Source organism: Rahnella sp. CG8 (assembly GCF_023701875.1).
GTDB lineage: Bacteria > Pseudomonadota > Gammaproteobacteria > Enterobacterales > Enterobacteriaceae > Rahnella > Rahnella aceris.
Genome location: NZ_JABAED010000004.1, coordinates 119,073 through 143,769, shown reverse-complemented (window position 1 = coordinate 143,769; position 24,697 = coordinate 119,073). Strand labels below are relative to the sequence as shown.

Genomic DNA, 24,697 nt, shown 5'->3' with positions numbered 1-24,697 from the left:
TCCTCCTCCTGACAATTCGCCTCACGGGATGAGGGCAAATTTTGCCCACTCATTACACTTAAATTCACCTCTGTTCTGATAATGCTTCCTGCCTTTCGTAAGGAGAGCCATGAAACACCTGACACTGCCTTTATTATTGCTCATTTCTCCCGCCGCACAGGCCGACTGGACGCTGCAAGGCTTCCCCGGTTTCGCCGAACCGGTCAGCGGAATATTCACCAGCCACGCCACATTACCTAAGGGACAACGCACACTGGAATTACATCAGGATAATCAGTGCTGGCAACCCACGGGTGCGGTAAAGCTTAACGAAATGCTGTCGCTGCAACCTTGTGAAAGCCAGGTGCCGGTTAACTGGAAACTGTTCCGCGCGGGGGATTATCAGGTTCGAATTGATACCCGCAGCGGCACACCCACGCTTCAGCTCAGTTTGAAAACGGTGGAGGAAACCGTCGCCCCGGTGGCGAAAACCTGTCCGCGTGGAGATGGAAAACCGCTGACCGTCGATGTCTCCGGCACTTTTGCTGAGGGTGAAACTGTTCGCGATTTTTATTCTGGTCAGAGCACACAGGTCAGCGGCAGCCACATCACCATGATGCCGGATCCGGCCAGCGGCGGCCTGTTGTTACTGGAAACAGCAGAGCGCAAAGCGCCCGCGGCGTTTAGCTGGAAAAACGCCACGGTGTATTTCGTACTGACCGATCGCTTTGAAAACGGCAATCCGGATAACGATCACAGCTATGGCCGTCACAGTGACGGAATGCAGGAAATCGGCACTTTCCACGGCGGTGATCTGGCCGGGCTGACCAGCAAACTCGACTATCTGCAACAGCTCGGCGTTAACGCACTTTGGATCAGTTCGCCGCTCGAGCAGATCCACGGTTGGGTCGGCGGCGGCACCAAAGGCGACTTCCCGCATTATGCCTATCACGGCTATTACACGCTCGACTGGACAAAACTCGATGCCAATATGGGCACCGGCGAAGATTTACAGAAACTGGTCAGCGAAGCGCACAAACGTGGGATCCGCATTTTATTTGATGTTGTCGTCAATCACACCGGCTACGCCACGCTGGCAGACATGCAAACCTTCCAGTTCGGCTCGTTATATCTGAAAGGTGATGACATCGGAAAAACACTCGGCAAAAGCTGGACTGACTGGAAGCCCGGTCCAGGCCAGAACTGGCACAGCTTTAATGATTATATTAATTTCGGCGACAAAGAGGGCTGGAGCACCTGGTGGGGGAAAAAATGGATCCGCACCGACATTGGTGACTATGACTCGCCCGGTTATGACGATCTGACGATGTCATTGGCCTTCCTGCCGGATATTAAAACGGAATCGACGCAAGCCAGCGGCCTGCCCGTTTTCTATCGCAACAAACCCGATACGGCCGCACGTGAAATTCCCGGTGCAACACCGCGTGATTATCTGGTCACCTGGCTCAGTCAGTGGGTGCGGGATTACGGCATAGACGGATTCCGTGTGGATACCGCCAAACACGTCGAAAAAGCGACACTGGCATTACTCAAAGACCGTTCAGCCGAAGCCCTGAAACAATGGAAAACGGCCAATCCTGCAAAGGCACTGGATGGCGCACCATTCTGGATGACCGGCGAGGCATGGGGCCACGGCGTGATGAAAAGCGATTATTACGCCAATGGTTTTGACGCAATGATTAATTTTGATTTTCAGGATCAGGCCGCGGCGGCGCTGAGTTGTTTTGCCAGCATCGATGCAACTTATCAGCAGATGGCGGAGAAAATGCAGGATTTCAATGTCCTCAGTTATTTGTCATCGCATGATACCCGGCTGTTTTTCGCTGCCGATGCCAAAGGTTCTCTACCGTTACAGCAGCGCGCCGCAGATTTGTTGCTACTGGCACCCGGCGCGGTGCAGATTTATTACGGCGATGAAAGTGGTCGCCAGTTTGGCGCGACGGGTTCAGATCCTTTACAGGGAACGCGTTCTGACATGAACTGGAGTGAGCTGACCGGCCCGAAACAGGCTTTACTGAAGCATTGGCAAAAACTGGGAACTTTCAGGGAACAACATCCGGCGGTTGGCGCAGGCGTGCAGAAATCGCAGCTGACGGCGCAATATTATGCCTTCAGCCGTCAGCAAGGTGACGATAAAATAATGGTGGTCTGGGCAGAAGAAAGAGGGAAATAACGGCGCAGAAAGCAAAAGGCCTCGCGTTAACGGCGAGGCCAGTTCACATCAACGCGCATGAATCAGTGGCCGTCGAAACAGACCAGGCTGTAGCAGTTGATATTTGAATCGTTCAGGCGTTTTTCACCGCCCAGTTCCGGCAGGTTAATGATGAATGCAGCATCAGTCACTTCTCCCCCCAGACGACGGATCAGTTTCGCGGTGGCTTCAATCGTGCCGCCTGTTGCCAGCAAATCGTCGATCACCAGAATTTTTTCGCCAGGTTGAATCGCATCAACGTGGATTTCAAGACTGTCAGTGCCGTATTCAAGATCGTAGGTTTCGCTGATGGTTTCACGCGGTAATTTGCCCGGTTTACGCACGGGAACAAAGCCCACGCCCAGAACCAGCGCAACCGGTGCGCCAAACAGGAAACCTCGTGCTTCAGTGCCCACCACTTTGGTGACGCCAGCATCGCGGTAACGGTCGGCCAGTAACTGAATGCTTGCAGCGTAAGCTTTTGGGTCTTCCAGCAAGCTGGTGACGTCACGGAACAGTATGCCTGGCTTAGGATAGTCAGGGATGGTTTTGATACTGTCTTTAATAAACTGTAGCTGCTGTGCGGTAGCGGTCATAATGTAATTGCCTGATAAAGCTGCTGTTCATACTTAAACGCGGGCGGTCAAATGTCCCCCGCCATGCCTGTATAAAGCATGTCGTTCAAGGAAGGAAATTGGGAGCGCACCGACGTACGAGATGCCCAAATCTATGCAAAGCTGCTTTAAAAAGCAACCCGCAGCCGGACATGATCGCCTGTTTTATTGCTCAAGGTCAACCACAGGTAATCGCCACATCATGATCAGCAGCGAAAACATCATGCAAACCAATAAAATACGCACCCACCATAATGGTACGAAATAAATCGAAATCGCGAAAGTCACCACAATCAGCGCAACCGCTTTCGGTTTTACACCTTTCGGTAACGCGCGATGTGTCTGCCAGTGGCGCAGATAGCTGCCAAACCATGAGCGGTACAATAACCACTGATGGAAACGGGGTGAGGACCGGGCAAAGCACCAGGCCGCCAGCAGTAAAAAGGGGGTTGTCGGCAACAACGGTAACACCACGCCGAGCGTCGCCAGCACCACACACAACCAGCCAACGGTAATCAGTAGTACGCGTTTCATGCATTTCCTTCAGCTTAAAACAGGCTGCATAGCCGATTTACGGTTTCTCAGTGTAAACAAGTGCGCAGAGGCTGTCATACCGGTAAGCTACGCCAGAGTTTAAGGGAGATTATCGTGAGCACAGAACGAATTTTACATGTCCTCGATCAGCAGATCGAAACACTGGCTCGGGAAATTGAACCGATCGGCCATGTTTCCGCCTCACAGGCACGGTTTGATGTCGCACTTTTCTCAACCAAAGGCACCCGGTTGCGCGATTATCTGGCAGAAATTAAAACCAATTTGCGGCAACTGAATCAGGAAGTACTCGAAAAACGCTCTGCGCAGGTGGCGTTTATCGCCGAACGGCTGGTGGCACAAATTACCGCCATGCAGCGCGAACTGGCGACCCAGTCTCTGCGCAAAACGCACCAGACACCGGAACGCAAAAGCCATGATAATTACACCAAACTGGCGGAAACTCAGCAGTTCGAGCGACGTCTGATTGCGATGATTGAAGATCGGGAAACCACGCTGGGTCAGCTGGCGACATTCAGCGATCAGCAGCGGGTGCAGAAGGAACTGGCGGCGCTCGAAGGACGTTTAATGCGTTGTCGTCAGGCGCTGGCCAAAATTGAGAGACAAATCGAGCGGCAGGAAAAAGGTTTTTGAATCTTTATCACATTTTTTTAATCCGGCATTCAGGCCGGACCTTTTCTTATCTATAATAGTAAGTCCAAAACCTGCTAATCATAATGTTGGCCTATATGTCCGTAGAAAATGCGCCCCCCGAACTTCAGCTTGCTGTCGATTTGATTTACCTGCTTGAGTGCAATGAAATTGCCCCTGAAACCGCGCTTGCGGCGCTGGAAATCGTACAACGCGATTATCAGGAAAAGTTGAAAAACAGTAAGAGTACGCTTTCGATCAGTTACCTTTAAGCTGACCGGCTGCCTGCTTCAGGGGAACCCGTCAATTTCCCCTGAATGGCACCGAATTTCTCAGCTCTGTGGCAATGCATCCGGTTCATCGCCCGGTTGTCGCATTACACGTTTCACTTCCTGCACTTCACTGCCGTCCTGATTATGCAGATACACCTCCAGCTGATTGAACGCGATATTAATGCCGTTTTCGCGGCAAAGCTTATCAATGCTGCGGTTAAGTTCATCCACGGTATAACTGCGATCCCCCAGCTCACGCACATACACTCGCAGTTCGTGATCGAGCGTGCTGGCCCCGAAATTCAGGAAGAACACCAATGGCGCGGGGTCACTCATCACACGGGCATTTTCATGCGCCGCCTGCAATAAGATCTCTTTCACTTTGTCGAGATCGGAACCATACGCCACACCGAGTTTGATCAACACGCGGGTGACGGTGTCGCTCAACGACCAGTTGATCAGCCGCTCGGTCACAAACGCTTTATTCGGGATGATCACTTCTTTGCGGTCGAAATCGATAATCGTAGTCGCACGGATACGAATGCGGCTGACGGTGCCTGAGAATGTCCCGATGGTCACGGTATCGCCAATACGCACCGGGCGTTCGAAGAGAATGATCAGCCCTGAAACAAAGTTCGCGAAGATCTCCTGCAAACCAAAGCCCAGCCCCACCGACAGCGCGGCCACCAGCCATTGCAATTTATCCCACGAGACACCGAGCGATCCGAGCGCTGTCACTGCGCCAATCACCGTAATCGAATAGGTCAGAATGGTCGTAATGGCGTAGGACGTCCCCTGCCGCAATTGCAGCCGCGACAACACGACAACCTCAAGCAATCCCGGCAAATTTCGCGTTAATACATACGCCACAATCACCGCGAGGAAACCGAGCAGGAAATTCCCCAGCGTCACCGTTTGCTGAATGACCGCGCCCGCCACCGTGCTGGAGTAATGCCACAAGGTAATGCTGTCCAGATACGAAATCACCGTCAGCAAATCCGACCAAATCCAGTAAAACACTGTCGCGAAGATAAAGAACAGGCCCATCGTGGTCAGGCGTAATGACTGCTGGTTGATCTGATCCAACCCGATCTGCGGCTCTTCGACTGGCTCGTTGCCCTCCGCGCCATCTTTCGCCGCTATGGTCTGGCGACGCGCCAGCGCTCGGCGATAAGCCAGGCGCCGCGCGGCAACACTGAGTCCGCGCAATGCCGCAAGATAGGCAATGTTCCAGAAAATCAGCAGATACAGGCTGTCAATCCAGCGACCTGCCAGTCGCAACGTGGTGTAAAAATACCCGCTGACCACCAATCCGACGAAGAAAATCGGTGCCAGGGCAATCGCCGTCACCACCACTAGCCGAATACTGTGCGAATCTTTTTCACGCCAGCCATCGCGCGCAATCGGGAAAACCAGAACAGTCAGGGCTAGCATCGTCAGGAAAATCACGACCTGACCGATGATGTCATCCACCAGCCCGAGCGGCGCTTTCTCACCGCGTACCGACCAGAAAATCAGCGGTAACATCACCAGACTCAGACGAATGACAGAACGACGATAGTGAGCACAAGTGGCCGCCGGCGTATTGAAGTGCCGTTCATTTATGCCGCCCGGTTTGAGAATTCGATAACAAAAGCCCATCACCAGCTGGAAAACCGCCAACCGTTGCGCCAGTGTCCAGAAGAAATCACTCGGCTCGATATCACACACTGAAAGCCAGTAGCCGATGCCGAGCATCAGCAGGACGCCGGGCAAAACATTCAGCGCCATTAATGCCAGCGCCTGCGGCGTATGCAATTGGCTGTCCCGCTTGAGCTGTCCGACATCATTGCTCAACATTTCAATCCGCTGGTTAATATATTTCCTGCGCCACAGCAGCAACAAAATTACGGTTAACAGCGGAATGGTCACCGGCAGGGAATGCAGTGCACCCAGCATCAGCTCACCCGGCGGAATACTGACATGCAGGCTGCTCAGCTGATTTTTCACTTCATCTGGCAATGACTTGATGAACTCCCAGTTCATCGGTTTATTGCTGCTCACCCAAAAAATTTGCTGGGTCAGCGTTTCGGTCAGCGACTGGTTGATGCTCAGCAATTGTTGCTGGTTAATCTGCAAACTGATGGCCAGCGACAGCTGATTACCGAGCTGTTTATTCAGTTGATCAAGTAGCTCACGTCGCATGTCGACAATCTGATCCAGTGCATCACTGATATCGCCGTTAATCGTCTCTTTGCTGTTGGCCACTACGCCCTGAATGTAGCTGTCGCCCTGGAATAAGGCATCACGCTGCTGATTGATCTTGAACTGTTCGAGACGCAGATCGGCAATGTGCGTGCTCATGTCCGTTATCAGGCCGGAAGGCGGGATGGTATTTTGTTGTTGCTGATATAAAATGCGCGACAGCAATAAACTGCCCTTCAGTACAGTGATTTGCTCTTTGAGGTCATGCTCAGCCTGCGCCGAACGGTCGAGCCAGTTTTTCACCGTGATGTTTTTCTGCACCAGTTGGTTGCCCTCTTCCGTGGCGGCAATCAGGCGTTCACTGAGCTGGCGGTTAATCCCCAGTTCCTGCGCAACAAGCGGATCATTTTGGATGTCCGAGGTGTCGTCCGGGGTCTGTGCTTCTTTTGCCGTGCGTTCAGACAAAATCAGCCGTTTTCCGTTGACCACTTCCTGCAACAGCTGCGCGGTATGTTCCAGCTGGCTGATGTGCGCATTGGTGTAATCGCGTTGTTTTTGCAGTAAATCCTGTAACGTAGTGTTGGCCTCGAGGCTCTTACGTTGCAGATCAATCTGCGCAGTCAGCAAAGCCTGCTGCGTCACGAGCATATTTTGCTGAGTAGTTCGTAAATCTTGCTGACCAGGCGACATGCCATTGAGCTGATTGCGGATTTTCTGGATAGCCAGCGAATAGGTGTACATCGCGTTCTGCACGCGTTCCGGCTGGGTTTGCAGGGAAATCAGCTGGGTATTGAATGTGGATAAATCTTCCTGAGAAGACTGAAGATCATCGAGGGTATCGTTAAGACGATTTTCCAGCTGACGCAGCGATAAAGCGCCAAGTTGCGCTTTGTTGACGTCATCTTTGGGGTTGTTTTTGATTTGCTCGAGGCCATCCATCGCCACCCGTAACTTCTGCGGTGCTTCTGCGACCTGTTTTTGCAGCTGATTAACTTCCTGTTTCACCCGATCGAGCGCATCAAGGTATTCCAGCGTGTGGATCAAATCCTGTTGCGATAGCTTATCGACCGGCGTCAGGTTTTTTTGGCGATTTAACGCATCAAGCTGGTTTTGAACTTCATTACGGCCCGGAATATCATTACTGGCAGCATGACCGGGGAAGGAGAAAAGAAACAATGCAACGCATATCACAAACGTAAAAAAACCTGCCATTCCCTTTTTTTTCAGGAGAGAAATTACGTCAGAAGCGGCGGCCAGAAACCAGATAAACATACGTCGGTGTCAACTCATACCAAATGAATAATAGGTGATGACAATAGCAGCGTTCACGATGAAAGGAAGGAGAAAAGCGTATCTGAATACAACATCAGTGTGTTTATTTTGTCGCCAAAATGGAGAACAGATTTGCAGGCTTATTAATACAGCGGAAAGCAGTAAGACGTTATTTTATCATGGTAAGAAAGGATGAGTGGCGGAGCATATCTATATACGTATCCACAAACCTTCCGGCATTGCCTTCTAAATCAAAGCTTTCAGGAATAAATAACCAGTTTTCCATTAAACCGGAGAGATAGGCGCGTAAAATAACTGCGGCCTGGCGGGTATCGAGATTGGCCGGGAGTTGCTTTTCTTCTATGCAGCGTACGAGAATACGCTCAATTTTACCGTATCCTTCCATATAGAGCGCTTTGCGCGCTTCATGAACCGATGTCATCTCCCCAACAAATTCACATTTATGGAATATAATCTCCATCAATGCTTTACGCTGGCTATCTGTGACGGTGGCGACCAGTATGTAAATAAGGATTTCGCGCAAAATACGCAGTGGATTATTCGGAAACTTTGTCTGATACTCTACTTCGAGCACTTTTATCCGGGATTCATAAGCTTCCCAGATCGCGTTAAACAGTTCCACTTTGTTCCTGAAATGCCAATAAATTGCGCCCCGCGTCACACCGGCTGCATTTGCAATATCAGTCAGTGATGTCGACGATACTCCACGGGCAGAAAATTCACGCACAGCAGCATCCAGAATCTGTTGTCTGGTTTCCAGTGCCTGTGATTTGGTTTTTCGTGCCATAGGTTTATCTTTATGGGGAGTTTGATTTACATACATTCTTGAATGTATGTAACATAGCACGCACATACTAAAAGCGCAGCAATGGATTTGGGATGTTGTGATCCATTGGACAATTTGAAATCGGACACTTGAGGTTTATTTATGAACAAAAACAGAGGGTTAACGCCTCTGGCGGTAGTTCTGATGCTATCCGGAAGCTTAGCACTTACAGGATGTAACGATAAAGAAGCTCAGCAAGGTGCGCCACAGGCTCCGCAGGTTGGCGTCGTTACCCTGAAAACTGAACCGCTTAATGTGACTACCGAACTTCCTGGTCGTACTGCTGCTTTTCGCATTGCTGAAGTGCGCCCGCAGGTTAACGGTATCATTCTCAAACGTAACTTCGTTGAAGGTAGCGACATCAAAGCCGGTACCTCCTTATATCAAATTGATCCTGCCACTTATCAGGCCGCGTATGACAGCGCTAAAGGCGATCTGGTAAAAGCTCAGGCGAATGCACAAATTTCCCGTCTTACCGTGACACGTTACAAGCCTCTGCTCGGTACCAGTTACATCAGCAAGCAAGATTACGATACGGCTGTCGCAACTGCGGCACAGGCTGATGCTGCAGTAGTCAGTGCGAAAGCAGCCGTTGAGTCTGCACGCATCAATCTCGCTTACACCAAAGTGACCTCCCCGATCAGCGGACGTATCGGTAAATCGTCTGTGACAGAAGGTGCACTGGTGTCTAACGGCCAGGCCACTGCGCTGGCAACCGTGCAACAGCTCGACCCTATCTACGTTGACGTAACACAGTCCAGCAATGATTTCCTGCGTCTGAAACAGGAACTGGCTGACGGTTCACTGAAACAGGCTGACGGTAAAGCGCAAGTCAAACTGCTGATGGATAACGGTAAAGAATATTCACAGCCGGGTACATTAGAATTCTCTGATGTGACTGTTGATGAAACCACCGGTTCCATTACTTTACGAGCCATCTTCCCGAATCCAAATGATTCCCTGCTGCCGGGTATGTTTGTGCGCGCACGTCTTGATGAAGGTGTTAACAACAACGCACTGCTGGTTCCGCAGCAAGGTATCACCCGTAACCCGCGTGGTGATGCAACAGCGATGGTTATCGGCGCTGACAATAAAGTTGAACTTCGTACTGTGACCACAACACAAGCTATTGGCGACAAATGGATTGTTACTGACGGTTTAAAAAGTGGCGATAAAGTTATCGTGACAGGACTGCAAAAAATTAAGCCAGGCGTACAGGTTACTGCACAGGAAGTCGATCAAAACGCAGCAGCGCCCGCTACAGCGACGAAGTCTTAATAGGAGCCGGTAATTCATGGCTAAGTTTTTTATAGATCGTCCCATCTTTGCATGGGTGATCGCCATCATAATCATGTTGGCGGGGGGATTGGCAATTCTTAAATTGCCAATTGCGCAGTATCCAACCGTTGCGCCACCGGCTATCCAGCTGACCGCAACCTATCCGGGCGCGGATGCGCAGACGGTACAGGATACCGTTACTCAGGTTATTGAACAGAACATGAACGGTATCGACAACATGATGTACATGTCGTCGACCAGTGATTCATCCGGTACTGTTCAGATTACCCTGACCTTTGCTTCAGGTACTGACGCGGATATCGCACAGGTACAGGTTCAGAACAAACTGCAGCTCGCAACGCCGTTGCTGCCGCAGGAAGTTCAGCAACAGGGTATCTCCGTTGAGAAATCGAGCAGCAGCTTCCTGATGGTGGCCGGTTTTATTTCCAACAATGGTTCAATGACTCAGGATGACATCGCCGACTACGTCGGTTCCAACGTCAAGGATCCTATCAGCCGTACCGCCGGTGTGGGTGACGTTCAGCTGTTTGGTGCTCAGTACGCGATGCGTATCTGGATGGATCCGAACAAACTGAACAACTTCCAGCTGACGCCGGTGGACGTGATTAACGCCATCAAAGTTCAGAACAACCAGATTGCAGCCGGTCAGTTGGGTGGTACGCCACCGGTTCCGGGCCAGCAGTTGAACTCCTCTATCGTGGCCCAGACCCGTCTGAAGTCACCGGATGAATTCGGCAAAATCATTCTGAAAGTGAATCAGGATGGTTCTCAGGTTCGCCTGAAAGATGTGGCTAAAATCGAACTCGGTGGTGAAAACTACGACGTTATTGCCCGTTTTAACGGACAACCTGCGTCAGGTTTGGGTATCAAACTGGCAACGGGTGCGAACGCCCTGAACACCGCAGCGTCAGTAAAAGCCACGCTGGCTAAACTTGAACCGTTCTTCCCGGCTGGCTTAGAAGTTGTTTACCCATACGACACTACGCCGTTCGTAAAAATCTCGATTAAAGAAGTCGGTAAAACGCTGTTCGAGGCCATCGTCCTGGTATTCCTGGTGATGTTCCTGTTCCTGCAAAACTTCCGCGCAACCCTGATCCCAACGATCGCGGTTCCTGTGGTCTTGCTGGGCACCTTTGCAATCCTGGCGGCATTCGGTTATTCGATAAACACCCTGACGATGTTCGGGATGGTGCTCGCGATAGGCTTGCTCGTCGATGACGCCATCGTCGTCGTCGAGAACGTCGAACGCGTCATGGTCGAAGAGGGGCTGCCGCCTAAAGAAGCCACCAAAAAATCCATGGAGCAAATCCAGGGTGCATTGGTCGGTATCGCGATGGTGCTGTCCGCAGTATTCATTCCGATGGCCTTCTTCGGCGGTTCAACCGGTGTTATCTACCGTCAGTTCTCCATCACCATCGTTTCTGCCATGGTGCTGTCGGTTCTGGTGGCGATGATCCTGACGCCTGCGCTTTGTGCGACCATGCTTAAGCCGGTTGCCAAAGGCGAGCATCACGAGAAGAAAGGTTTCTTCGGCTGGTTTAACAAGAAATTCGAGCAAAGTACGCACCACTACACCGACAGCGTAGGCAACATTCTGCGCAGCACCGGTCGTTATCTGGTGATTTATCTGTTGATCGTTGTCGGCATGGCATTCCTGTTTATCCGCCTGCCAACCTCCTTCCTGCCGGAAGAAGACCAGGGTGTATTCCTGACCATGGCGCAATTGCCAGCAGGTGCAACCCAGGAACGTACGCAGAAAGTGCTCGATGAAGTTACCGATTACTATCTGAACAAAGAAAAAGCTAACGTGAACTCGGTGTTTACGGTTAACGGCTTTGGCTTCGCAGGTCGTGGTCAGAATACCGGTATCGCGTTCGTCAGTCTGAAAGACTGGTCTGAGCGTAGCGGCGCTGAAAACAAGGTTCCTGCGATTGCAGGCCGTGCAATGGGTGCGTTCAGTACCATTAAAGATGCACTGGTGTTCCCGTTCAACTTACCCGCGATTGTTGAGTTGGGTACGGCGACAGGCTTCGACTTCCAGCTGATTGACCAGGCTAACCTTGGGCATGACAAACTGACACAAGCACGTAACCAGTTGCTGGGCATGGTGGCTCAACATCCTGACTTGCTGACTCAGGTTCGTCCGAACGGTCTGGAAGATACACCACAGTACAAAATCGAGATTGATCAGGAAAAAGCAACGGCACTTGGCGTTTCAATTTCCGACATCAACACCACATTGGGTGCCTCGGTTGGTGGTAGCTACGTCAACGACTTCATCGATCGTGGTCGTGTGAAGAAAGTGTACGTTCAGGCTGAAAATAAATACCGTATGTTGCCATCAGACATCAACAATCTGTATGTCCGTGGCAGCGCAGGCCAGATGGTGCCGTTCTCCGCGTTCTCAAGTGCGAAATGGGAATACGGCTCACCGCGTCTGGAACGTTATAACGGCCTGCCATCAATGGAAATTCTGGGTCAGCCAGCTCCGGGTAAAAGTTCGGGTGCTGCCATGGCGATGATGGAGTCTCTGGCTTCTAAACTGCCAAACGGTATCGGCTATGACTGGACTGGCCTGTCTTATCAGGAACGTTTGTCAGGTAACCAGGCTCCGGCCTTGTACGCTATCTCCCTGATCGTCGTCTTCCTGTGTCTGGCAGCGTTGTACGAAAGCTGGTCAATACCGTTCTCGGTTATGCTGGTGGTTCCGCTCGGTGTTGTCGGTGCACTTATTGCAGCTACGATGCGCGGTTTGAGCAACGACGTATACTTCCAGGTGGGTCTGCTGACCACTATCGGGCTGTCTGCGAAGAACGCCATATTGATTGTTGAATTCGCCAAAGACCTGATGGATAAAGAAGGCAAAGGTCTTATCGAATCAACGCTTGAAGCGGTTCGTATGCGTCTGCGCCCGATCCTGATGACATCGCTGGCGTTCATCCTTGGTGTTATGCCGCTGGTTATCAGTTCCGGTGCAGGTTCCGGCTCACAGAACGCTGTAGGTACCGGCGTAATGGGCGGGATGATCACGGCGACCCTGCTGGCGATCTTCTTTGTTCCGGTCTTCTTCGTGGTGGTTCGTCGCCGCTTTGGTAAGAAGAACGAGGATATCGAACATACGCACAAAGTAGAGCATCCGACGCTGTAACCGGATCTCCCATCTAAACGAAAGGCCGCTTATGCGGCCTTTTTTTTCGCCTGAGACTTGAACCGGAAAAAGGATGAGTGCATAATTAATGTTATAGTATAACATAACACTTAGAGGCATTATGAAACCCACTATCCATCCTGCGTACCGCACCGTGGTTTTTCACGACACCAGTGCTGACGAATACTTCAAAGTTGGCTCGACTATCTCGACGGACCGCACCATTGAACTGGAAGGGGCTACCTACCCGTATATCAGCATTGAAGTGTCTTCAGCCTCTCACCCTTACTACACCGGTAAGCAGAAAGAGTATTCCAAAGAAGGCAGTACCGCGCGCTTTAACCAACGCTTCGGCAGCTTCCTCGGTAAGAAATAAATGACATCAGGGAAATCGTTATGCAGGTTCTGAGTTCATTACGTTCAGCGAAAAATCGTCATCCGGATTGCCGCGTAGTCCGCCGCAAAGGCAGGGTTTATGTGATTTGCAAAAGCAATCCACGTTTTAAAGCCGTACAAGGTAAGAAGAAAAAGCGTTAACACCTCGTCTTCTCATTCCTTCTGTACTAAAAACAAAAGCCCCGTCGCTTGCCCGACAGGGCTTTTTCTTATGCTAAGACATGATGTAAAGCTCCCCACAGCATAGCCGTGAGGAGCGAAGATCTTATTTCATGCTGGCGACAATCGTCTCAACGTTATGCTTAAACGCTTTCACGTAAGTTGTCGCTGGTCCTTTCGGGCCGGACAATGCTTCAGGGTACAACTCCCCCCCTGGCTCAGCACCGCTGGCTGCTGCTATCTGTTTAACCAGACGCGGGTCGGTCTGATTTTCGATGAAGTAAGTTTTCACCTTCTCTGCTTTAATCTGCTTAATCAGAGAAGCCACACCACTGGCACTTGCTTCAGCTTCCGTAGAAAAACCAACGGGCGCCATAAAGCTGACGTGATATTCCTGACCAAAATAGCCGAAGGCATCATGGCTGGTCAGCACTTTACGTTTCGACTGTGGGATACCGGTAAATTCAGTTTTTGCCCACGCATCCAGCTTTTGCAATTGTTCAATATAAGCAGTGCCGCGCTGACGGAAATAATCCGCATCTTCTGGATCCACTTTGATCAGCGCATTCATCACGTTAGTGGCATAAATCACGCCATTCGCCATACTGTTCCATGCATGAGGATCGGTGATTTGCTTACCGTCTTCTTCCATTTTGCGGGAATTTACGCCTTCCGATGCTGTTACCAGATGACCTTTATAACCCGATGCAGTCACCAGGCGATCGATCCACCCTTCCAGGCCCAGACCGCTGACAAAGACAACATCAGACGCATTGATGGCTTTGCTGTCTTTAGGTGAAGGTTCGAAGCTATGCGGGTCACCGTCCGGTCCGACTAACGTCGTGACTTTCACATGCTCCCCCCCCACTTCCTGAACGATATCTCCAAGAATTGAAAAGCTGGCTACCGCATTGACGGTTTTAGCCATCGCCAGCGGACTCGACAGCAGGGCAGCTACTGCGAGTGATACAGGTAATAATTTCATCATGTCCCCTTAATTGTGGTACTGCTTATTAACGTATTGCTGCTTAACTTCGCGAGGCGGTTAACATGCCGCCCCGCTTTCCGAATAAAACCGAAATGAAGAAGATCACTGTCGCACTCAGCACTATCGCGGGCCCGGCGGGCAACGAAGCATAATAAGACCAGATGAGTCCTACAACGCTGGCAATCACACCAATAATCATCGCGCTCAGTAAGGTATGAGGCAGGTCGCGAGCCCAGAAACGGGCACTGGCGGCAGGCAACATCATCAGCCCGACAGACATCAGAGTGCCGAGGATCTGGAAACCCGCCACCAGATTGATCACCACCAGCGCCAGAAACATTCCATGGATCGCTGCCAGCCATTTTCCGGCGCTGACACGCAGAAATAGCGAATCAAATGACTCAATGACCAGTGCACGGTAAATGCATGCCAAGACCAGTAAAGAAAGACTGGCGATAATACCGACCATAATCATGGCGGATGAATCGATGGCAAGAATTGAGCCAAACAGCACATGTAAAAGATCCACGCTCGAACCGCGCAGGGAAACCAGCGTGACCCCAAGTGCCAGAGAGCCAAGATAGAAACCGGCGAAACTGGCGTCTTCTTTCAATTGTGTACGACGACTCACCAGCCCGGACAGCATCGCAACAGCCAGGCCTGCGATAAAACCACCAATCCCCATGGCGACCAGCGACATCCCCGAGATCAGATAGCCAATCGCTGCGCCGGGTAAAACAGCATGCGAAAGTGCATCACCCACCAGACTCATCCGGCGTAATAACAGGAAAACGCCCAATGGCGTGGCGCTGATTGATAATGCGATGCAGGCAATCAAAGCGCGCCGCATGAAACCGAATTCAATGAAAGGATCGGCAAGCAGATGAAAAAGCATCATGAATTTGCGACTCCCGTCGTCAGGGAGAAAGGTTCTGTCGAAATGCAGGCATGCGCCTGATGAGGAAAATGCCCGAGGACATCCTGTGCGCTTCCCCATAAATTCTGCTGTCCACTGAGGTAAAGCACGTGCGGAAAGTGTCGTGCAACCATCGAAATATCATGCAAAACCGCGATGACAGTTTTTCCTTCCTGATGCCATTGCGCGATGACTTTTAACAGTAAATCGATGGTTTGAGTGTCGATACCTGTGAACGGTTCATCAAGCATAATGAGGGGTGCCTGTTGCACCAGTAAGCGGGCAAACAGCGTACGTTGCAATTGCCCGCCAGAAAGCGATCCTACGGGCAGATGCGACATTTCCGTCATCCCCACCGTCTCCAGCGCCTTATCGACGGCTATCGCAGACTGTTGGTTTATGCCACCGAATAACCCGCTTTGCGGCCAGCATCCCATCGCGACCAGATCAAACACGCTGATAGGGAAACTGCGATCCAGCTCAGCCTGCTGTGGCAAATACGCCAGTCGGGGGCGTTTCCCGCCCGTGAAAGTTATATTCCCTGCCACAGCCTGCTGCAAACCGGCTAATGTTTTGAGAAAGGTGGATTTCCCGGCACCGTTGGCACCAATGACAGCTGTCAGGGAACCCGGACAAAACTGTCCGTTAAGGGGCATGGCCACCGCCTGACGGTCATACCCCACTTCGAGGTCATTAACAAAAATCATGGTAGTGAAATTGCCCAGTAAATAGCTGCCCATAACAAAGCGAGCACAGCCAGTACAGCGACGCAGCGTACCGGCGAAGAAAGTGTAAAGAGTGTTTTTGTCATACCCCCTCCAAAAAGTTATAATATAACATCACAATAGGGTATGAGTATCAATACATGAACTGTTTCAGTTTTTTACGGCAGAAGGGATAGCAGGCCGTTTTTGAGAGAACACGGATCTTAACTGTTAAAAAAGAGTAAAAATTGATGAATGAGTTGTAATTTGCACTACAATCAAAAAGTTATGGAATTTTGGTTTGGAAATTTTTTTCTCTGCCCAAAACACATCCTGATGAAAATATGCGATAATGAAGGGATATGTGCTTAAGAGGTAAATGCCTTTGAAGAAATTGATCCATTGTGATATTAATGGGAATATTCTTACGGTTGATGAGTTACAACAGATTATTGAACCTGCTTTGTCTGAAATTGAAGAGTCCTTAATTGGAGATTTAACTTATTTTTCAGAAAATGCACGTTATGAAACAAATTCTTTGCAGATCGTGTCAATAACACAAATTGGCAAAAACTATTATTCAATGACTTACCAGTTCAAATGGACGATTTTCAATGGTTGTCTGGACATTAATGCTGATGAGTTAACGAAGCAAAGTGTCAGATTCTGGGTTAAACCTGACGGATTGGAGTTTGATATTATTGAGTCCTTCAAAGGCTCAACGGCTGAAGAATTGTAAGTTTGAGTAATACGTTTGCACAGCTTTCTAAAAATGAATTATATTTAAAATACCGGCTGTATATTAAATCCTTTAAACCTCATCCCGAACACTGTTCATTGTGATTGTCTTTGATGTTTAAGCCAGTTCATAGCGTTTTAGTGAGAGCCGTTTCCTGTAAGCCATTAAGTTTTGTTGTTTACTCACAGAGTGTTATCAACACCGAATAAACCATTACGGAGGGGATGATATGGATGAGTACTCGCCTAAGCGGCACGATATCGCTCAGTTACGCTACCTGAATGAAATGCTGTATGATGAAGGGATTGCGACACTGGGTGACAGTCATCATGGTTGGGTTAACGATCCGACTTCGGCTGTTAACTTGCAGCTCAATGAACTGATTGAGCACATTGCATCCTTTGTGATGAGTTTTAAAATTAAGTATCCAGACGATAACCATTTAAGTGATCTGGTTGAAGAGTATCTGGATGATACCTACACGCTGTTCAGTAATTATGGAATTAACGATTCTGATTTACGCCAATGGCAAAAGACCAAGAAGCGGTTATTCAGAATGTTCTCAGGGGACTACATCTGTACCCTAATGAAGACTTGAGTAATAATTTATATGCAGTCATCAGATAAAAATCAAAAGGCTAAGATGAACAAAATCGACTATTTGATGCGTTTACGAAAATGCACCACTATCGATACACTTGAACGTGTTATTGAAAAAAATAAGTACGAACTTTCCGACGACGAGCTGGAATTGTTTTACTCGGCAGCTGACCATCGTTTAGCGGAGCTAACGATGAACAAGTTGTACGATAAAATCCCGGTATCAGTGTGGAAATTTGTACGCTGATCTATAAAGCCAGGCCGGAATATCCCCCGGTCTGGCTGGTTAATATTTAACCATATTATCGTTAATATTATTTAACTATATCTTTGAGTTAAGTTTTTCTACTTTCTCTTTGATCTGCCGATGAAATGTTTGCAACAGAAACTGAAAACATTGTTCCGTTTTCGGTGAACGCAATGGTGCGGGTTTGCGCATCATCGCCACTGTTCTGCTTAATGTGGGCTGCTGCAAGTGAATCACTGTTAATTCATTATCGTTAAGTGTTGCAGTATATAACTCTGGTAATATTGCTAATGCCAGACGCGAACGCACCAGTCCATATAACGTCTCCTGAAAATCTACGCGATAACTCACCCGTAAATTCAAACGATGACTCTCACTCAGTGATGTCACCAGCCTGCTAACATTCCCCTTTGAGAACAAGGCAATATCTCTTTTCAGCAGTTGTCGCCAGGGAATATTGTGATCCTGAGAAAGCGGATCGTCGCGTCTGATAACCGCCACAAAAGGATCTTCCAGCAGTGGATAAACAGCTATGGATTCCGGCACTGTACTGTCTGTTGCACCGATACCAAAATCCACTGATCCCTTCTCCAGTTCCAGTAATAATGCATCGTTTGTCAGGTCATGAAATTCCACACGCATATCAGGGAAATATTCCGCCAGTAATTGTGGAACGGCCGGAAATAACAATGTACTCACCGAAGGTACTAATCCAATGCGTAATGTGCCATCCCCGCCCTGACGCATAATTTGCTGCATATCATCGAAAACACTAAGCGCGGTATTCAATAAACGTTCTGCATATGGCAGAACAGCCTCACCCTGTTCAGTCAGACTCACACCTTGTGCCGTCCGGTTGAGTAGTTTGCCCCCTAATACCGATTCAATTTGCCGAAGCGCGCTACTCAGCGCGGGCTGACTGATCGCCAGACGATTCGCCGTATCGGTGAAACTGCGCAGTTGTGCCAGCGTCACAAAGTATTGAATTTGCTTGAGGGAAAGGGCAGGTAACCGGCGCCAGGGTTCAGACATATGAGCAGCTATTCCGCGAAAAATAGAAAACGTTTGCTCAGCATAACCGTATCTTATAAACGGATAAAATAATTCATCTGTGCAAAGCCCCCCCTGCTCCCTACATTAGCCTCACCATTGTTTAAATCCGGACACTGATATGACCGACGGCATCACCTCCCAGCCCCTGCGCCAGCGGGCTATAAACGCAGCACTGGGGAACATCCCTTTCGACCGTCTGCTGATTAATGCCCGTGTCATCGACATGGTCACAGGGGAAATTCGCGAAGCCGATGTCGGCATCACCGGCAATATGATTGCCAGCGTTCATTCACGCGGGAAATTCACGCAGACTGAAAACGTTGATGATTTATCAGGAAATTACCTCTCTCCCGGCCTTATCGACACGCACGTTCACATCGAAAGCTCGCATTTGCCACCCGAAAAATACGCCGAAATCGTCGTCGCTCAGGGCACAACAACGGTGTTTTGGGATCCGCATGAACTGGCGAATGTGCTGGGCGTTGCCGGGGTGCAGTACGCCATCCAGTCCAGCCGTAATCTGCCATTACGCGTGATATGCGCTGCGCCTTCCAGCGTGCCGTCAACACCGGGCTTAGAGATGTCCGGTGCGGATTTCACAGGCCAGGAAATGCAGACAATGCTTAGCTGGCCGGAAATTGCAGGTGTCGCCGAAGTGATGGATATGCATGGCGTGCTCAATGGCAGCGGGCGAATGCTGGAAATCCTCGAAGCCGGACTAAACAGCGGAAAGCTGATTGAAGGCCACGCACGCGGCCTCAAAGATGAACAATTGCAGGCGTATCTTGCCGCAGGTGTGACATCAGATCACGAACTGACCTCGGCTGATGATGCCCTGGAAAAGCTGCGTGCCGGTCTGACGCTGCAAATTCGCGGCTCACATCCTTATCTTCTGCCCGATATCGCAGCCGCTTTGCTCGCACTTCCCCATCTTTCATCACAAATAACATTGTGTACTGACGACGTACCGCCCGATCATCTGCTGGAAAAAGGCGGGCTGATCGCCTTAATCAAACTCCTGATTTCCTATGGATTACGTGCAGAAGATGTACTACGCATGGCGACGTTGAATGCCGCTATTCGCATGCAACGTTCTGATTTAGGGCTGATTGCCGCAGGCCGCACGGCTGATCTTATCGCGTTTGACTCGCTGGAAAATCTTCTTCCGCGTGCAGTATATGTCGGCGGAACCTGTGTAGCTCAGCAAGGCAAGCTCCTATTTACACCTGCCGCCGCGCGCGGAGTGGTTCCACCACGAGACACCATGCGCTTAACGCCGCTTAATGCCACTGATTTCAGGCTAAAAATTCCGGGGCTGAACAACGGCAAAGCGCGTCTGCGCAATATTAAAGGCGCACGCTTTACACAATGGAGTGAAGTAACCGTGAATGTGCGGGATGGCGCCGTACAGATACCCGACGGCTTCAGCCTGATTTGGGTTCAGCATCGCCATGGCCGCCACGACGCCACACCGAAAATGGCATTACTTGAAGGCTGGGGAGCATTGCGCGGTGCCATCGCGACCTCTTACTCTCACGACGCCCATAATCTGGTGATTATCGGCCGGGATCCTGTCGACATGATGATAGCGGCCAATCAGCTGATCGCCAGCGGCGGCGGTATGGCGTTGAGCCAGCATGGCAAGTTGCTGGCCAATATCGATATGCCGATTGCCGGAATGCTGTCTGATTTACCGGCCACGGAACTGGCGAAGCAGTTTAAAAACCTGCGCGACCTCAGTGCACAGGTCGCAGACTGGGAACCGCCTTATCGCGTTTTCAAAGCTATCGAAGGAACGTGCTTAGCCTGTAATGCAGGCCCACATCTGACTGATTTAGGGCTGACAGATGGCGGTTCACGGGAAATCGTCAACCCGGTTCTGGAAATCTGGCCAGAAGAAATCTGAAGCATTCTCAAAACCACCAGACGTAAAAAGATAGCAAACACAACATTATAAAAATTATTTTCAGGGGAATTTAAGCATGTCCGAAAGTTCTGTGAAAAATGTTACCGTCTCAGCAGACGAAAGCTGGTTACAACGCCGCTTCCATCTGCACCAGCGCCAGACCAAGATTAAAACGGAATGTCTGGCTGGCATCACCGGGGTTCTGGCGGCAGCGTATTTACTGGTGGTGATCCCGGGCTTACTGGCCGTCAGTGGTATAGATAAAGGCGCAGCCACCACCGGCGTGATCCTGGTGTTTGTACTGGGCTCTCTGCTGATGGCTTTTTACGCCAACCTGCCCTTTATGGTCGGGCCTGGCATTGGCGGCTCGGTACTGGTCGGTATTACGCTGGCGGGCGACGGAGTTACCTGGCCCGTCGCGCTGGGGATTGCATGCTGGTCGGGGATTTTATTTTTCGTGATGACAGTGTTTGGCTTACGCGAAGTAGTCACCCGTTCTGTTCCGCAGTCGATCAAGCTTGGGCTGACCGCTTCTATTGGCATTTTTGTCGCCCTGCTCGGCTTCCGCAATGCCGGGCTGGTAATGGCAAATACCAAAACACATGCGCTGGCTCTGGGAGATTTTACTGCGCCGGGTGCGTTAATTGCGCTTCTTGGTCTGCTGGTCGCCGTGGGGTTACAGGCTCGTAAAGTACCGGGTGCCATTTTATGGGCCATTTTGCTGGCGACGGTGGCGGGTATACCGTTTGGCGTAACGCATTTACCTGAGCAATGGATCTCGCTGCCTCACTCGGTTGCTCCGTTATTGGGCAAAGTCGATCTTATCGGTGCTATCAACATCGCCTTTCTGCCATTCCTGTTTATCTTCTTCGCCTCGGAGTTCTTCTCTACGATGGGCACCACACTGGCTGTCGGTGGTGAGGCTGGATTGCTCGATGAACACGGCGATATGAAAAACATCAACCGGCCTTTCATGGTGGATTCCATTGCAGCAGCGCTGGGCCCGATCGTCGGTATTCCTGCAGCTACAGCATTGATCGAATCCTCTGCCGCCGCTGAAGCAGGCGGTAAAACGGGGCTGACGGCACTTACCGCTGCAGTCATGTTTCTGCTGATGCTGTTATTTACTCCGATTGCGCTGATGATCCCGAAAGAGGCGACCGCACCGGCACTGATTCTGATTGGCCTGAACATGTTCAGTAATTTGCGAAAAGTGGACTTAGCGAATTTTACCGACGCGCTGCCGGTACTGATGATGGTAATGATTACGCTGATTTCCAACAGCTTCGGCACCGGTATCGCCGGCGGCCTGCTGTTTTACGTCATCATTAAAGTGGTCGCAGGAAAAGCACGTGAAGTGCCTGTAGGCCTTTATATTCTGGCAATCCCGCTGGTGTATTATTTTGCGACGCTGGTTCATCACTGAAACTTGCGGGTTAACAGAGGGCGCGTGAAAACGTGCCCTTTTTTATGGGCGCAGCCTGGCTTTGAAGATATTTTTAGGAGGAAATCAAAGAGAAGAGATAATTCCGGAGGCCTGAAATGGTGGAGGCCCTGCCAGCTACATCCCGGCACACACGACACCTGCCATGGCTGCTTCCTTCCGGACCTGACCAAGTTGACAAGTTAGCGTTGCGGGAGAACCAACAGGGCCCCCATTGACGTTGTCAGCTTCATTTCTCTGCTAAGAGAATCGAAGCGGTGGGCATTATCTGTGATGGCCGAAACAAAAGCAAGTTAACTGCCGACAACCGTTGTTTTCTTAAACAATACGCCTGAATCAGAGCCTACAAAACCTTAATTTTTGCGTCATACTGGCGCAAATCACTGTGGAGGATGTCATGTCGGAACCCGATAACTTTCGCCAGCGCGTATTTCAGATTATCGCCGCCATCCCGGTCGGGCAGGTCACAACTTACGGGAACGTCGCGCAACTGGCCGGTTCACCCCGCGCGGCACGTCAGGTCGGGGGGGTACTCAAGAAATTGCCGGAAGGCAGCACTCTTCCCTGGCACCGGGTGATAAACCGGCACGGTGAAATCTCTTTGCAGGGCGAAGACTTTAAACGTCAGCGTCAGGCACTGCTGGCCGAGGGCATCACGTTTAAGAAAGGCAAAATCGATTTAGAGAAATACGGCTGGAAATGGTGAATGCCTGCCTTCAAAACGCACATAAAAAAGCACCGCAAGAGCGGTGCTTAGCCATCATAAGTGATGAATTAATAGGTCGTTGGTTGTGCAGGTACCATACTAACCGGTGCAGGCGAAGTGCCCAGTCCTGGATTTGACGGGTTAGTCATTGGTCCCAGGGCACTGGGTTTGGTCGCTACAGGGACGGCGACAACCGGGACAAGTTGCAGATCGGCACGTGTACCCTGACCGTGATTAATCACTTCTTTAATGGAGTCAGTGATGAAGGTCATCTGACCATTGATGGTTACCGCCGCACTCAGCAGAATACGCGCGTTAGGGGCAATTTCCTGCGGGTTATACGGCAGGATGAAGGTAAACGGTGCCTGTTTACCCTGAGTTCTCGCCACCTTTTGCGAAATCACGCGGGATGGCGCATCCGCCACCGAAGCATCAGACAATGTCACCGTCAGGACAGCATCCGGTGGCAAGACTACACGCTGATTGATAAACACGCTACCCGATACATTCGGGCCAGTGATCGCAGGTCCGGTGTCCGGGCTAGCCGCCGTATTCACAGGAGGTTGCTGCGCTGGTGCCTCATGATGCTGTGCGCACCCGGCAAGAGTCAGAGACAGCGCGGTTCCACCTACTATCTGCCAAAGTTTCATTGATCGTACTCCCTTTTTTATTAGTCGCTTGTCGACAAGCTGTAATAAACGCCGACGATGAATTTAGTGACTTTAACCAGCTTACCTACTAATCATGGCACAAAAGTCTGAGGTTTTCCTGTCAGCGGCCAAACAGATCTTCTGACAAAACGTAAGATCCACTATGATTAACAGGTTAGACCTGTCGGTTAAGGCGTATTTCAGAAAATTCCTGCCTGCATTACCCCGAACAACTTAGGTCGATTTCTCCGGTAACTTTCATGAGGCCACTATGAGTCAGGCATTAAAAAATCTGCTGGATCTGCTTGATCTGGAAAAAATTGAAGAAGGGCTGTTTCGTGGTCAAAGTGAAGACTTGGGTTTACGTCAGGTCTTTGGCGGTCAGGTCGTAGGCCAGGCATTATATGCCGCCAAACAGACTGTCCCGGCGGAACGTGGTATCCATTCTTTCCACAGCTACTTTTTGCGCCCGGGTGACAGCAGCAAGCCGATTATCTATGACGTGGAAATCCTGCGCGATGGCAACAGTTTCAGCGCCCGCCGCGTAAAAGCGGTGCAGCATGGCAAGCCGATTTTCTATATGACGGCGTCGTTCCAAAGCCAGGAAAGTGGTTTTGAGCATCAGAACACCATGCCGGATGTGCCGCCGCCGGAAACACTGGTATCAGAATCAGATATTGCTAAAAATCTGGCGCATCTGATACCGGAAAAATTCCGCGAAAAATTTATTGGTCATAAGCCTATTGAAATGCGTCCGGTGAAGTTTCATAACCCGATGAAAGGGAGTGTCGAAGAGCCTAACCGTGCAGTGTGGTTCAGGGCCAACGGTGAAATGCCAGATGATTTGCGAATTCATCAGTATTTACTGGGCTATGCGTCTGACTTCAATTTCCTGCCTACGGCGCTGCAACCCCATGGCATTGGCTTCCTTGAACCGGGAATGCAGGTCGCGACCATCGACCATTCGATGTGGTTCCACCGCCCGTTCCGCATGGATGACTGGTTGCTGTATGCCGTCGAAAGTACCTCTGCATCCGGTGCGCGTGGTTTTGTGCGTGGACAGTTTTATACCCGCGATGGCGTGCTGGTCGCCTCCACGGTACAGGAAGGGGTTATTCGTCAGCGAAAGCCTGAATAATCATCATTAAAGAGCGCCCTGTAAAAATGGCGCATTAAAAAG

Annotated in this window: 23 protein-coding genes and 1 other RNA gene; 14 read left to right on the top strand and 10 right to left on the bottom strand. The window is 50.4% G+C overall.

Annotation, left to right across the window (positions count from 1 at the left end; translation table 11 throughout):
* Positions 1-109 precede the first annotated feature (109 nt).
* Positions 110-2,173, top strand: coding sequence for an alpha-amylase (locus HGO41_RS05570; protein WP_250980847.1), 2,064 nt, complete (start codon positions 110-112; stop codon positions 2,171-2,173).
* Positions 2,174-2,235: 62 nt separating this feature from the next.
* On the opposite strand, the gene apt is transcribed toward HGO41_RS05570, so the two are convergent.
* The gene (gene apt / locus HGO41_RS05565; RefSeq protein ID WP_013576602.1) at positions 2,236-2,787 is read right to left on the bottom strand and encodes an adenine phosphoribosyltransferase; all 552 of its coding nucleotides are present in this window, start codon (positions 2,785-2,787) and stop codon (positions 2,236-2,238) included.
* A 183-nt stretch (positions 2,788-2,970) separates the two neighbouring features.
* Positions 2,971-3,339: a DUF454 family protein gene (locus tag HGO41_RS05560; RefSeq protein ID WP_121019778.1), complete on the bottom strand. Its 369-nt coding sequence runs from the start codon at positions 3,337-3,339 to the stop codon at positions 2,971-2,973.
* A 114-nt stretch (positions 3,340-3,453) separates the two neighbouring features.
* Here HGO41_RS05560 and priC point away from each other — a divergent pair, with 114 nt between their 5' ends.
* Both priC and rsmS read left to right on the top strand, forming a co-directional pair.
* Positions 3,454-3,990: a primosomal replication protein PriC gene (priC, locus tag HGO41_RS05555; RefSeq protein ID WP_013576604.1), complete on the top strand. Its 537-nt coding sequence runs from the start codon at positions 3,454-3,456 to the stop codon at positions 3,988-3,990.
* 95 nt (positions 3,991-4,085) lie between these two features.
* Positions 4,086-4,259: a pleiotropic regulatory protein RsmS gene (gene rsmS, locus HGO41_RS05550; protein ID WP_015690305.1), complete on the top strand. Its 174-nt coding sequence runs from the start codon at positions 4,086-4,088 to the stop codon at positions 4,257-4,259.
* 60 nt (positions 4,260-4,319) lie between these two features.
* Here the strand turns inward: rsmS and mscK are convergent, their stop codons facing one another.
* On the bottom strand, positions 4,320-7,715 hold the full coding sequence (gene mscK, locus HGO41_RS05545) for a mechanosensitive channel MscK (protein WP_013576606.1): 3,396 nt from the start codon (positions 7,713-7,715) through the stop codon (positions 4,320-4,322).
* Between the two features lie 169 nt (positions 7,716-7,884).
* Positions 7,885-8,523, bottom strand: a complete 639-nt coding sequence (acrR, locus tag HGO41_RS05540; protein WP_013576607.1) for a multidrug efflux transporter transcriptional repressor AcrR — start codon at positions 8,521-8,523, stop codon at positions 7,885-7,887.
* Positions 8,524-8,664: 141 nt separating this feature from the next.
* On the opposite strand from acrR, the gene HGO41_RS05535 reads away from it, so the two are divergent.
* The 4 genes from HGO41_RS05535 (at position 8,665) to ykgO (ending at position 13,546) form a co-directional block, all read left to right on the top strand.
* Complete coding sequence (locus HGO41_RS05535) at positions 8,665-9,840, top strand: efflux RND transporter periplasmic adaptor subunit (RefSeq protein ID WP_250980846.1); 1,176 nt, start codon at positions 8,665-8,667, stop codon at positions 9,838-9,840.
* Between the two features lie 16 nt (positions 9,841-9,856).
* Entirely contained in the window at positions 9,857-13,009 is a 3,153-nt protein-coding gene (acrB, locus tag HGO41_RS05530) for a multidrug efflux RND transporter permease subunit AcrB (RefSeq protein WP_013576609.1), read from the top strand.
* 121 nt (positions 13,010-13,130) lie between these two features.
* Positions 13,131-13,385: a type B 50S ribosomal protein L31 gene (locus tag HGO41_RS05525; RefSeq protein ID WP_013576610.1), complete on the top strand. Its 255-nt coding sequence runs from the start codon at positions 13,131-13,133 to the stop codon at positions 13,383-13,385.
* 20 nt (positions 13,386-13,405) lie between these two features.
* The gene (ykgO, locus tag HGO41_RS05520; protein ID WP_013576611.1) at positions 13,406-13,546 is read left to right on the top strand and encodes a type B 50S ribosomal protein L36; all 141 of its coding nucleotides are present in this window, start codon (positions 13,406-13,408) and stop codon (positions 13,544-13,546) included.
* Positions 13,547-13,670: 124 nt separating this feature from the next.
* Here the strand turns inward: ykgO and HGO41_RS05515 are convergent, their stop codons facing one another.
* Genes HGO41_RS05515 through HGO41_RS05505 form a run of 3 tightly spaced genes read right to left on the bottom strand, consistent with a single transcriptional unit; the run spans position 13,671 to position 16,175 of the window.
* The gene (locus HGO41_RS05515) at positions 13,671-14,549 is read right to left on the bottom strand and encodes a metal ABC transporter substrate-binding protein (RefSeq protein WP_013576612.1); all 879 of its coding nucleotides are present in this window, start codon (positions 14,547-14,549) and stop codon (positions 13,671-13,673) included.
* Positions 14,550-14,592: 43 nt separating this feature from the next.
* A complete protein-coding gene (locus HGO41_RS05510) occupies positions 14,593-15,450 on the bottom strand; it encodes a metal ABC transporter permease (RefSeq protein ID WP_013576613.1) in 858 nt (285 codons plus the stop codon).
* Positions 15,447-16,175 (bottom strand): metal ABC transporter ATP-binding protein, encoded by a 729-nt coding sequence (locus HGO41_RS05505; RefSeq protein ID WP_173362112.1) that lies wholly within the window; start codon positions 16,173-16,175, stop codon positions 15,447-15,449. Before HGO41_RS05505 ends, HGO41_RS05510 begins: the two co-directional genes overlap by 4 nt.
* 376 nt (positions 16,176-16,551) lie before the next feature.
* Here HGO41_RS05505 and HGO41_RS05500 point away from each other — a divergent pair, with 376 nt between their 5' ends.
* From HGO41_RS05500 to hha, 3 genes are all read left to right on the top strand, one after another.
* Positions 16,552-16,911: a hypothetical protein gene (locus HGO41_RS05500; protein ID WP_015690306.1), complete on the top strand. Its 360-nt coding sequence runs from the start codon at positions 16,552-16,554 to the stop codon at positions 16,909-16,911.
* Positions 16,912-17,140: 229 nt separating this feature from the next.
* A complete protein-coding gene (tomB, locus tag HGO41_RS05495; protein WP_013576616.1) occupies positions 17,141-17,509 on the top strand; it encodes an Hha toxicity modulator TomB in 369 nt (122 codons plus the stop codon).
* Between the two features lie 45 nt (positions 17,510-17,554).
* A complete protein-coding gene (gene hha, locus HGO41_RS05490; RefSeq protein WP_013576617.1) occupies positions 17,555-17,758 on the top strand; it encodes a hemolysin expression-modulating protein Hha in 204 nt (67 codons plus the stop codon).
* A gap of 75 nt (positions 17,759-17,833) precedes the next feature.
* On the opposite strand, the gene HGO41_RS05485 is transcribed toward hha, so the two are convergent.
* Entirely contained in the window at positions 17,834-18,790 is a 957-nt protein-coding gene (locus tag HGO41_RS05485) for a LysR family transcriptional regulator (protein WP_217192332.1), read from the bottom strand.
* 139 nt (positions 18,791-18,929) lie between these two features.
* On the opposite strand from HGO41_RS05485, the gene HGO41_RS05480 reads away from it, so the two are divergent.
* The gene (locus HGO41_RS05480) at positions 18,930-20,717 is read left to right on the top strand and encodes an adenine deaminase (protein WP_121019776.1); all 1,788 of its coding nucleotides are present in this window, start codon (positions 18,930-18,932) and stop codon (positions 20,715-20,717) included.
* Between the two features lie 76 nt (positions 20,718-20,793).
* Positions 20,794-22,143, top strand: coding sequence for an NCS2 family permease (locus HGO41_RS05475; protein WP_250980845.1), 1,350 nt, complete (start codon positions 20,794-20,796; stop codon positions 22,141-22,143).
* A 126-nt stretch (positions 22,144-22,269) separates the two neighbouring features.
* Here HGO41_RS05475 and ffs read toward each other — a convergent pair.
* Positions 22,270-22,366: signal recognition particle sRNA small type (gene ffs, locus HGO41_RS05470), an RNA gene on the bottom strand.
* 192 nt (positions 22,367-22,558) lie between these two features.
* Between ffs and HGO41_RS05465 the strand changes: the two genes are divergently transcribed.
* Positions 22,559-22,867: an MGMT family protein gene (locus HGO41_RS05465; RefSeq protein ID WP_037036827.1), complete on the top strand. Its 309-nt coding sequence runs from the start codon at positions 22,559-22,561 to the stop codon at positions 22,865-22,867.
* Positions 22,868-22,935: 68 nt separating this feature from the next.
* Here the strand turns inward: HGO41_RS05465 and HGO41_RS05460 are convergent, their stop codons facing one another.
* Positions 22,936-23,517 (bottom strand): YbaY family lipoprotein, encoded by a 582-nt coding sequence (locus HGO41_RS05460; RefSeq protein ID WP_250980844.1) that lies wholly within the window; start codon positions 23,515-23,517, stop codon positions 22,936-22,938.
* A gap of 271 nt (positions 23,518-23,788) precedes the next feature.
* Between HGO41_RS05460 and tesB the strand changes: the two genes are divergently transcribed.
* A complete protein-coding gene (gene tesB / locus HGO41_RS05455; RefSeq protein WP_013576623.1) occupies positions 23,789-24,655 on the top strand; it encodes an acyl-CoA thioesterase II in 867 nt (288 codons plus the stop codon).
* Positions 24,656-24,697 lie beyond the last annotated feature (42 nt).

What these genes read in the sequence shown, in the direction of transcription:
- HGO41_RS05570 (WP_250980847.1), top strand. Translation starts at nt 110, where the DNA reads ATGAAACACCTGACACTGCCTTTATTATTGCTCATTTCTCCCGCCGCA.
- apt (WP_013576602.1), bottom strand. Translation starts at nt 2,787, where the DNA reads ATGACCGCTACCGCACAGCAGCTACAGTTTATTAAAGACAGTATCAAA.
- HGO41_RS05560 (WP_121019778.1), bottom strand. Translation starts at nt 3,339, where the DNA reads ATGAAACGCGTACTACTGATTACCGTTGGCTGGTTGTGTGTGGTGCTG.
- rsmS (WP_015690305.1), top strand. Translation starts at nt 4,086, where the DNA reads ATGTCCGTAGAAAATGCGCCCCCCGAACTTCAGCTTGCTGTCGATTTG.
- mscK (WP_013576606.1), bottom strand. Translation starts at nt 7,715, where the DNA reads ATGTTTATCTGGTTTCTGGCCGCCGCTTCTGACGTAATTTCTCTCCTG.
- acrR (WP_013576607.1), bottom strand. Translation starts at nt 8,523, where the DNA reads ATGGCACGAAAAACCAAATCACAGGCACTGGAAACCAGACAACAGATT.
- HGO41_RS05535 (WP_250980846.1), top strand. Translation starts at nt 8,665, where the DNA reads ATGAACAAAAACAGAGGGTTAACGCCTCTGGCGGTAGTTCTGATGCTA.
- acrB (WP_013576609.1), top strand. Translation starts at nt 9,857, where the DNA reads ATGGCTAAGTTTTTTATAGATCGTCCCATCTTTGCATGGGTGATCGCC.
- HGO41_RS05525 (WP_013576610.1), top strand. Translation starts at nt 13,131, where the DNA reads ATGAAACCCACTATCCATCCTGCGTACCGCACCGTGGTTTTTCACGAC.
- ykgO (WP_013576611.1), top strand. Translation starts at nt 13,406, where the DNA reads ATGCAGGTTCTGAGTTCATTACGTTCAGCGAAAAATCGTCATCCGGAT.
- HGO41_RS05515 (WP_013576612.1), bottom strand. Translation starts at nt 14,549, where the DNA reads ATGAAATTATTACCTGTATCACTCGCAGTAGCTGCCCTGCTGTCGAGT.
- HGO41_RS05510 (WP_013576613.1), bottom strand. Translation starts at nt 15,450, where the DNA reads ATGATGCTTTTTCATCTGCTTGCCGATCCTTTCATTGAATTCGGTTTC.
- HGO41_RS05505 (WP_173362112.1), bottom strand. Translation starts at nt 16,175, where the DNA reads ATGATTTTTGTTAATGACCTCGAAGTGGGGTATGACCGTCAGGCGGTG.
- HGO41_RS05500 (WP_015690306.1), top strand. Translation starts at nt 16,552, where the DNA reads ATGCCTTTGAAGAAATTGATCCATTGTGATATTAATGGGAATATTCTT.
- tomB (WP_013576616.1), top strand. Translation starts at nt 17,141, where the DNA reads ATGGATGAGTACTCGCCTAAGCGGCACGATATCGCTCAGTTACGCTAC.
- hha (WP_013576617.1), top strand. Translation starts at nt 17,555, where the DNA reads ATGAACAAAATCGACTATTTGATGCGTTTACGAAAATGCACCACTATC.
- HGO41_RS05485 (WP_217192332.1), bottom strand. Translation starts at nt 18,790, where the DNA reads ATGTCTGAACCCTGGCGCCGGTTACCTGCCCTTTCCCTCAAGCAAATT.
- HGO41_RS05480 (WP_121019776.1), top strand. Translation starts at nt 18,930, where the DNA reads ATGACCGACGGCATCACCTCCCAGCCCCTGCGCCAGCGGGCTATAAAC.
- HGO41_RS05475 (WP_250980845.1), top strand. Translation starts at nt 20,794, where the DNA reads ATGTCCGAAAGTTCTGTGAAAAATGTTACCGTCTCAGCAGACGAAAGC.
- HGO41_RS05465 (WP_037036827.1), top strand. Translation starts at nt 22,559, where the DNA reads ATGTCGGAACCCGATAACTTTCGCCAGCGCGTATTTCAGATTATCGCC.
- HGO41_RS05460 (WP_250980844.1), bottom strand. Translation starts at nt 23,517, where the DNA reads ATGAAACTTTGGCAGATAGTAGGTGGAACCGCGCTGTCTCTGACTCTT.
- tesB (WP_013576623.1), top strand. Translation starts at nt 23,789, where the DNA reads ATGAGTCAGGCATTAAAAAATCTGCTGGATCTGCTTGATCTGGAAAAA.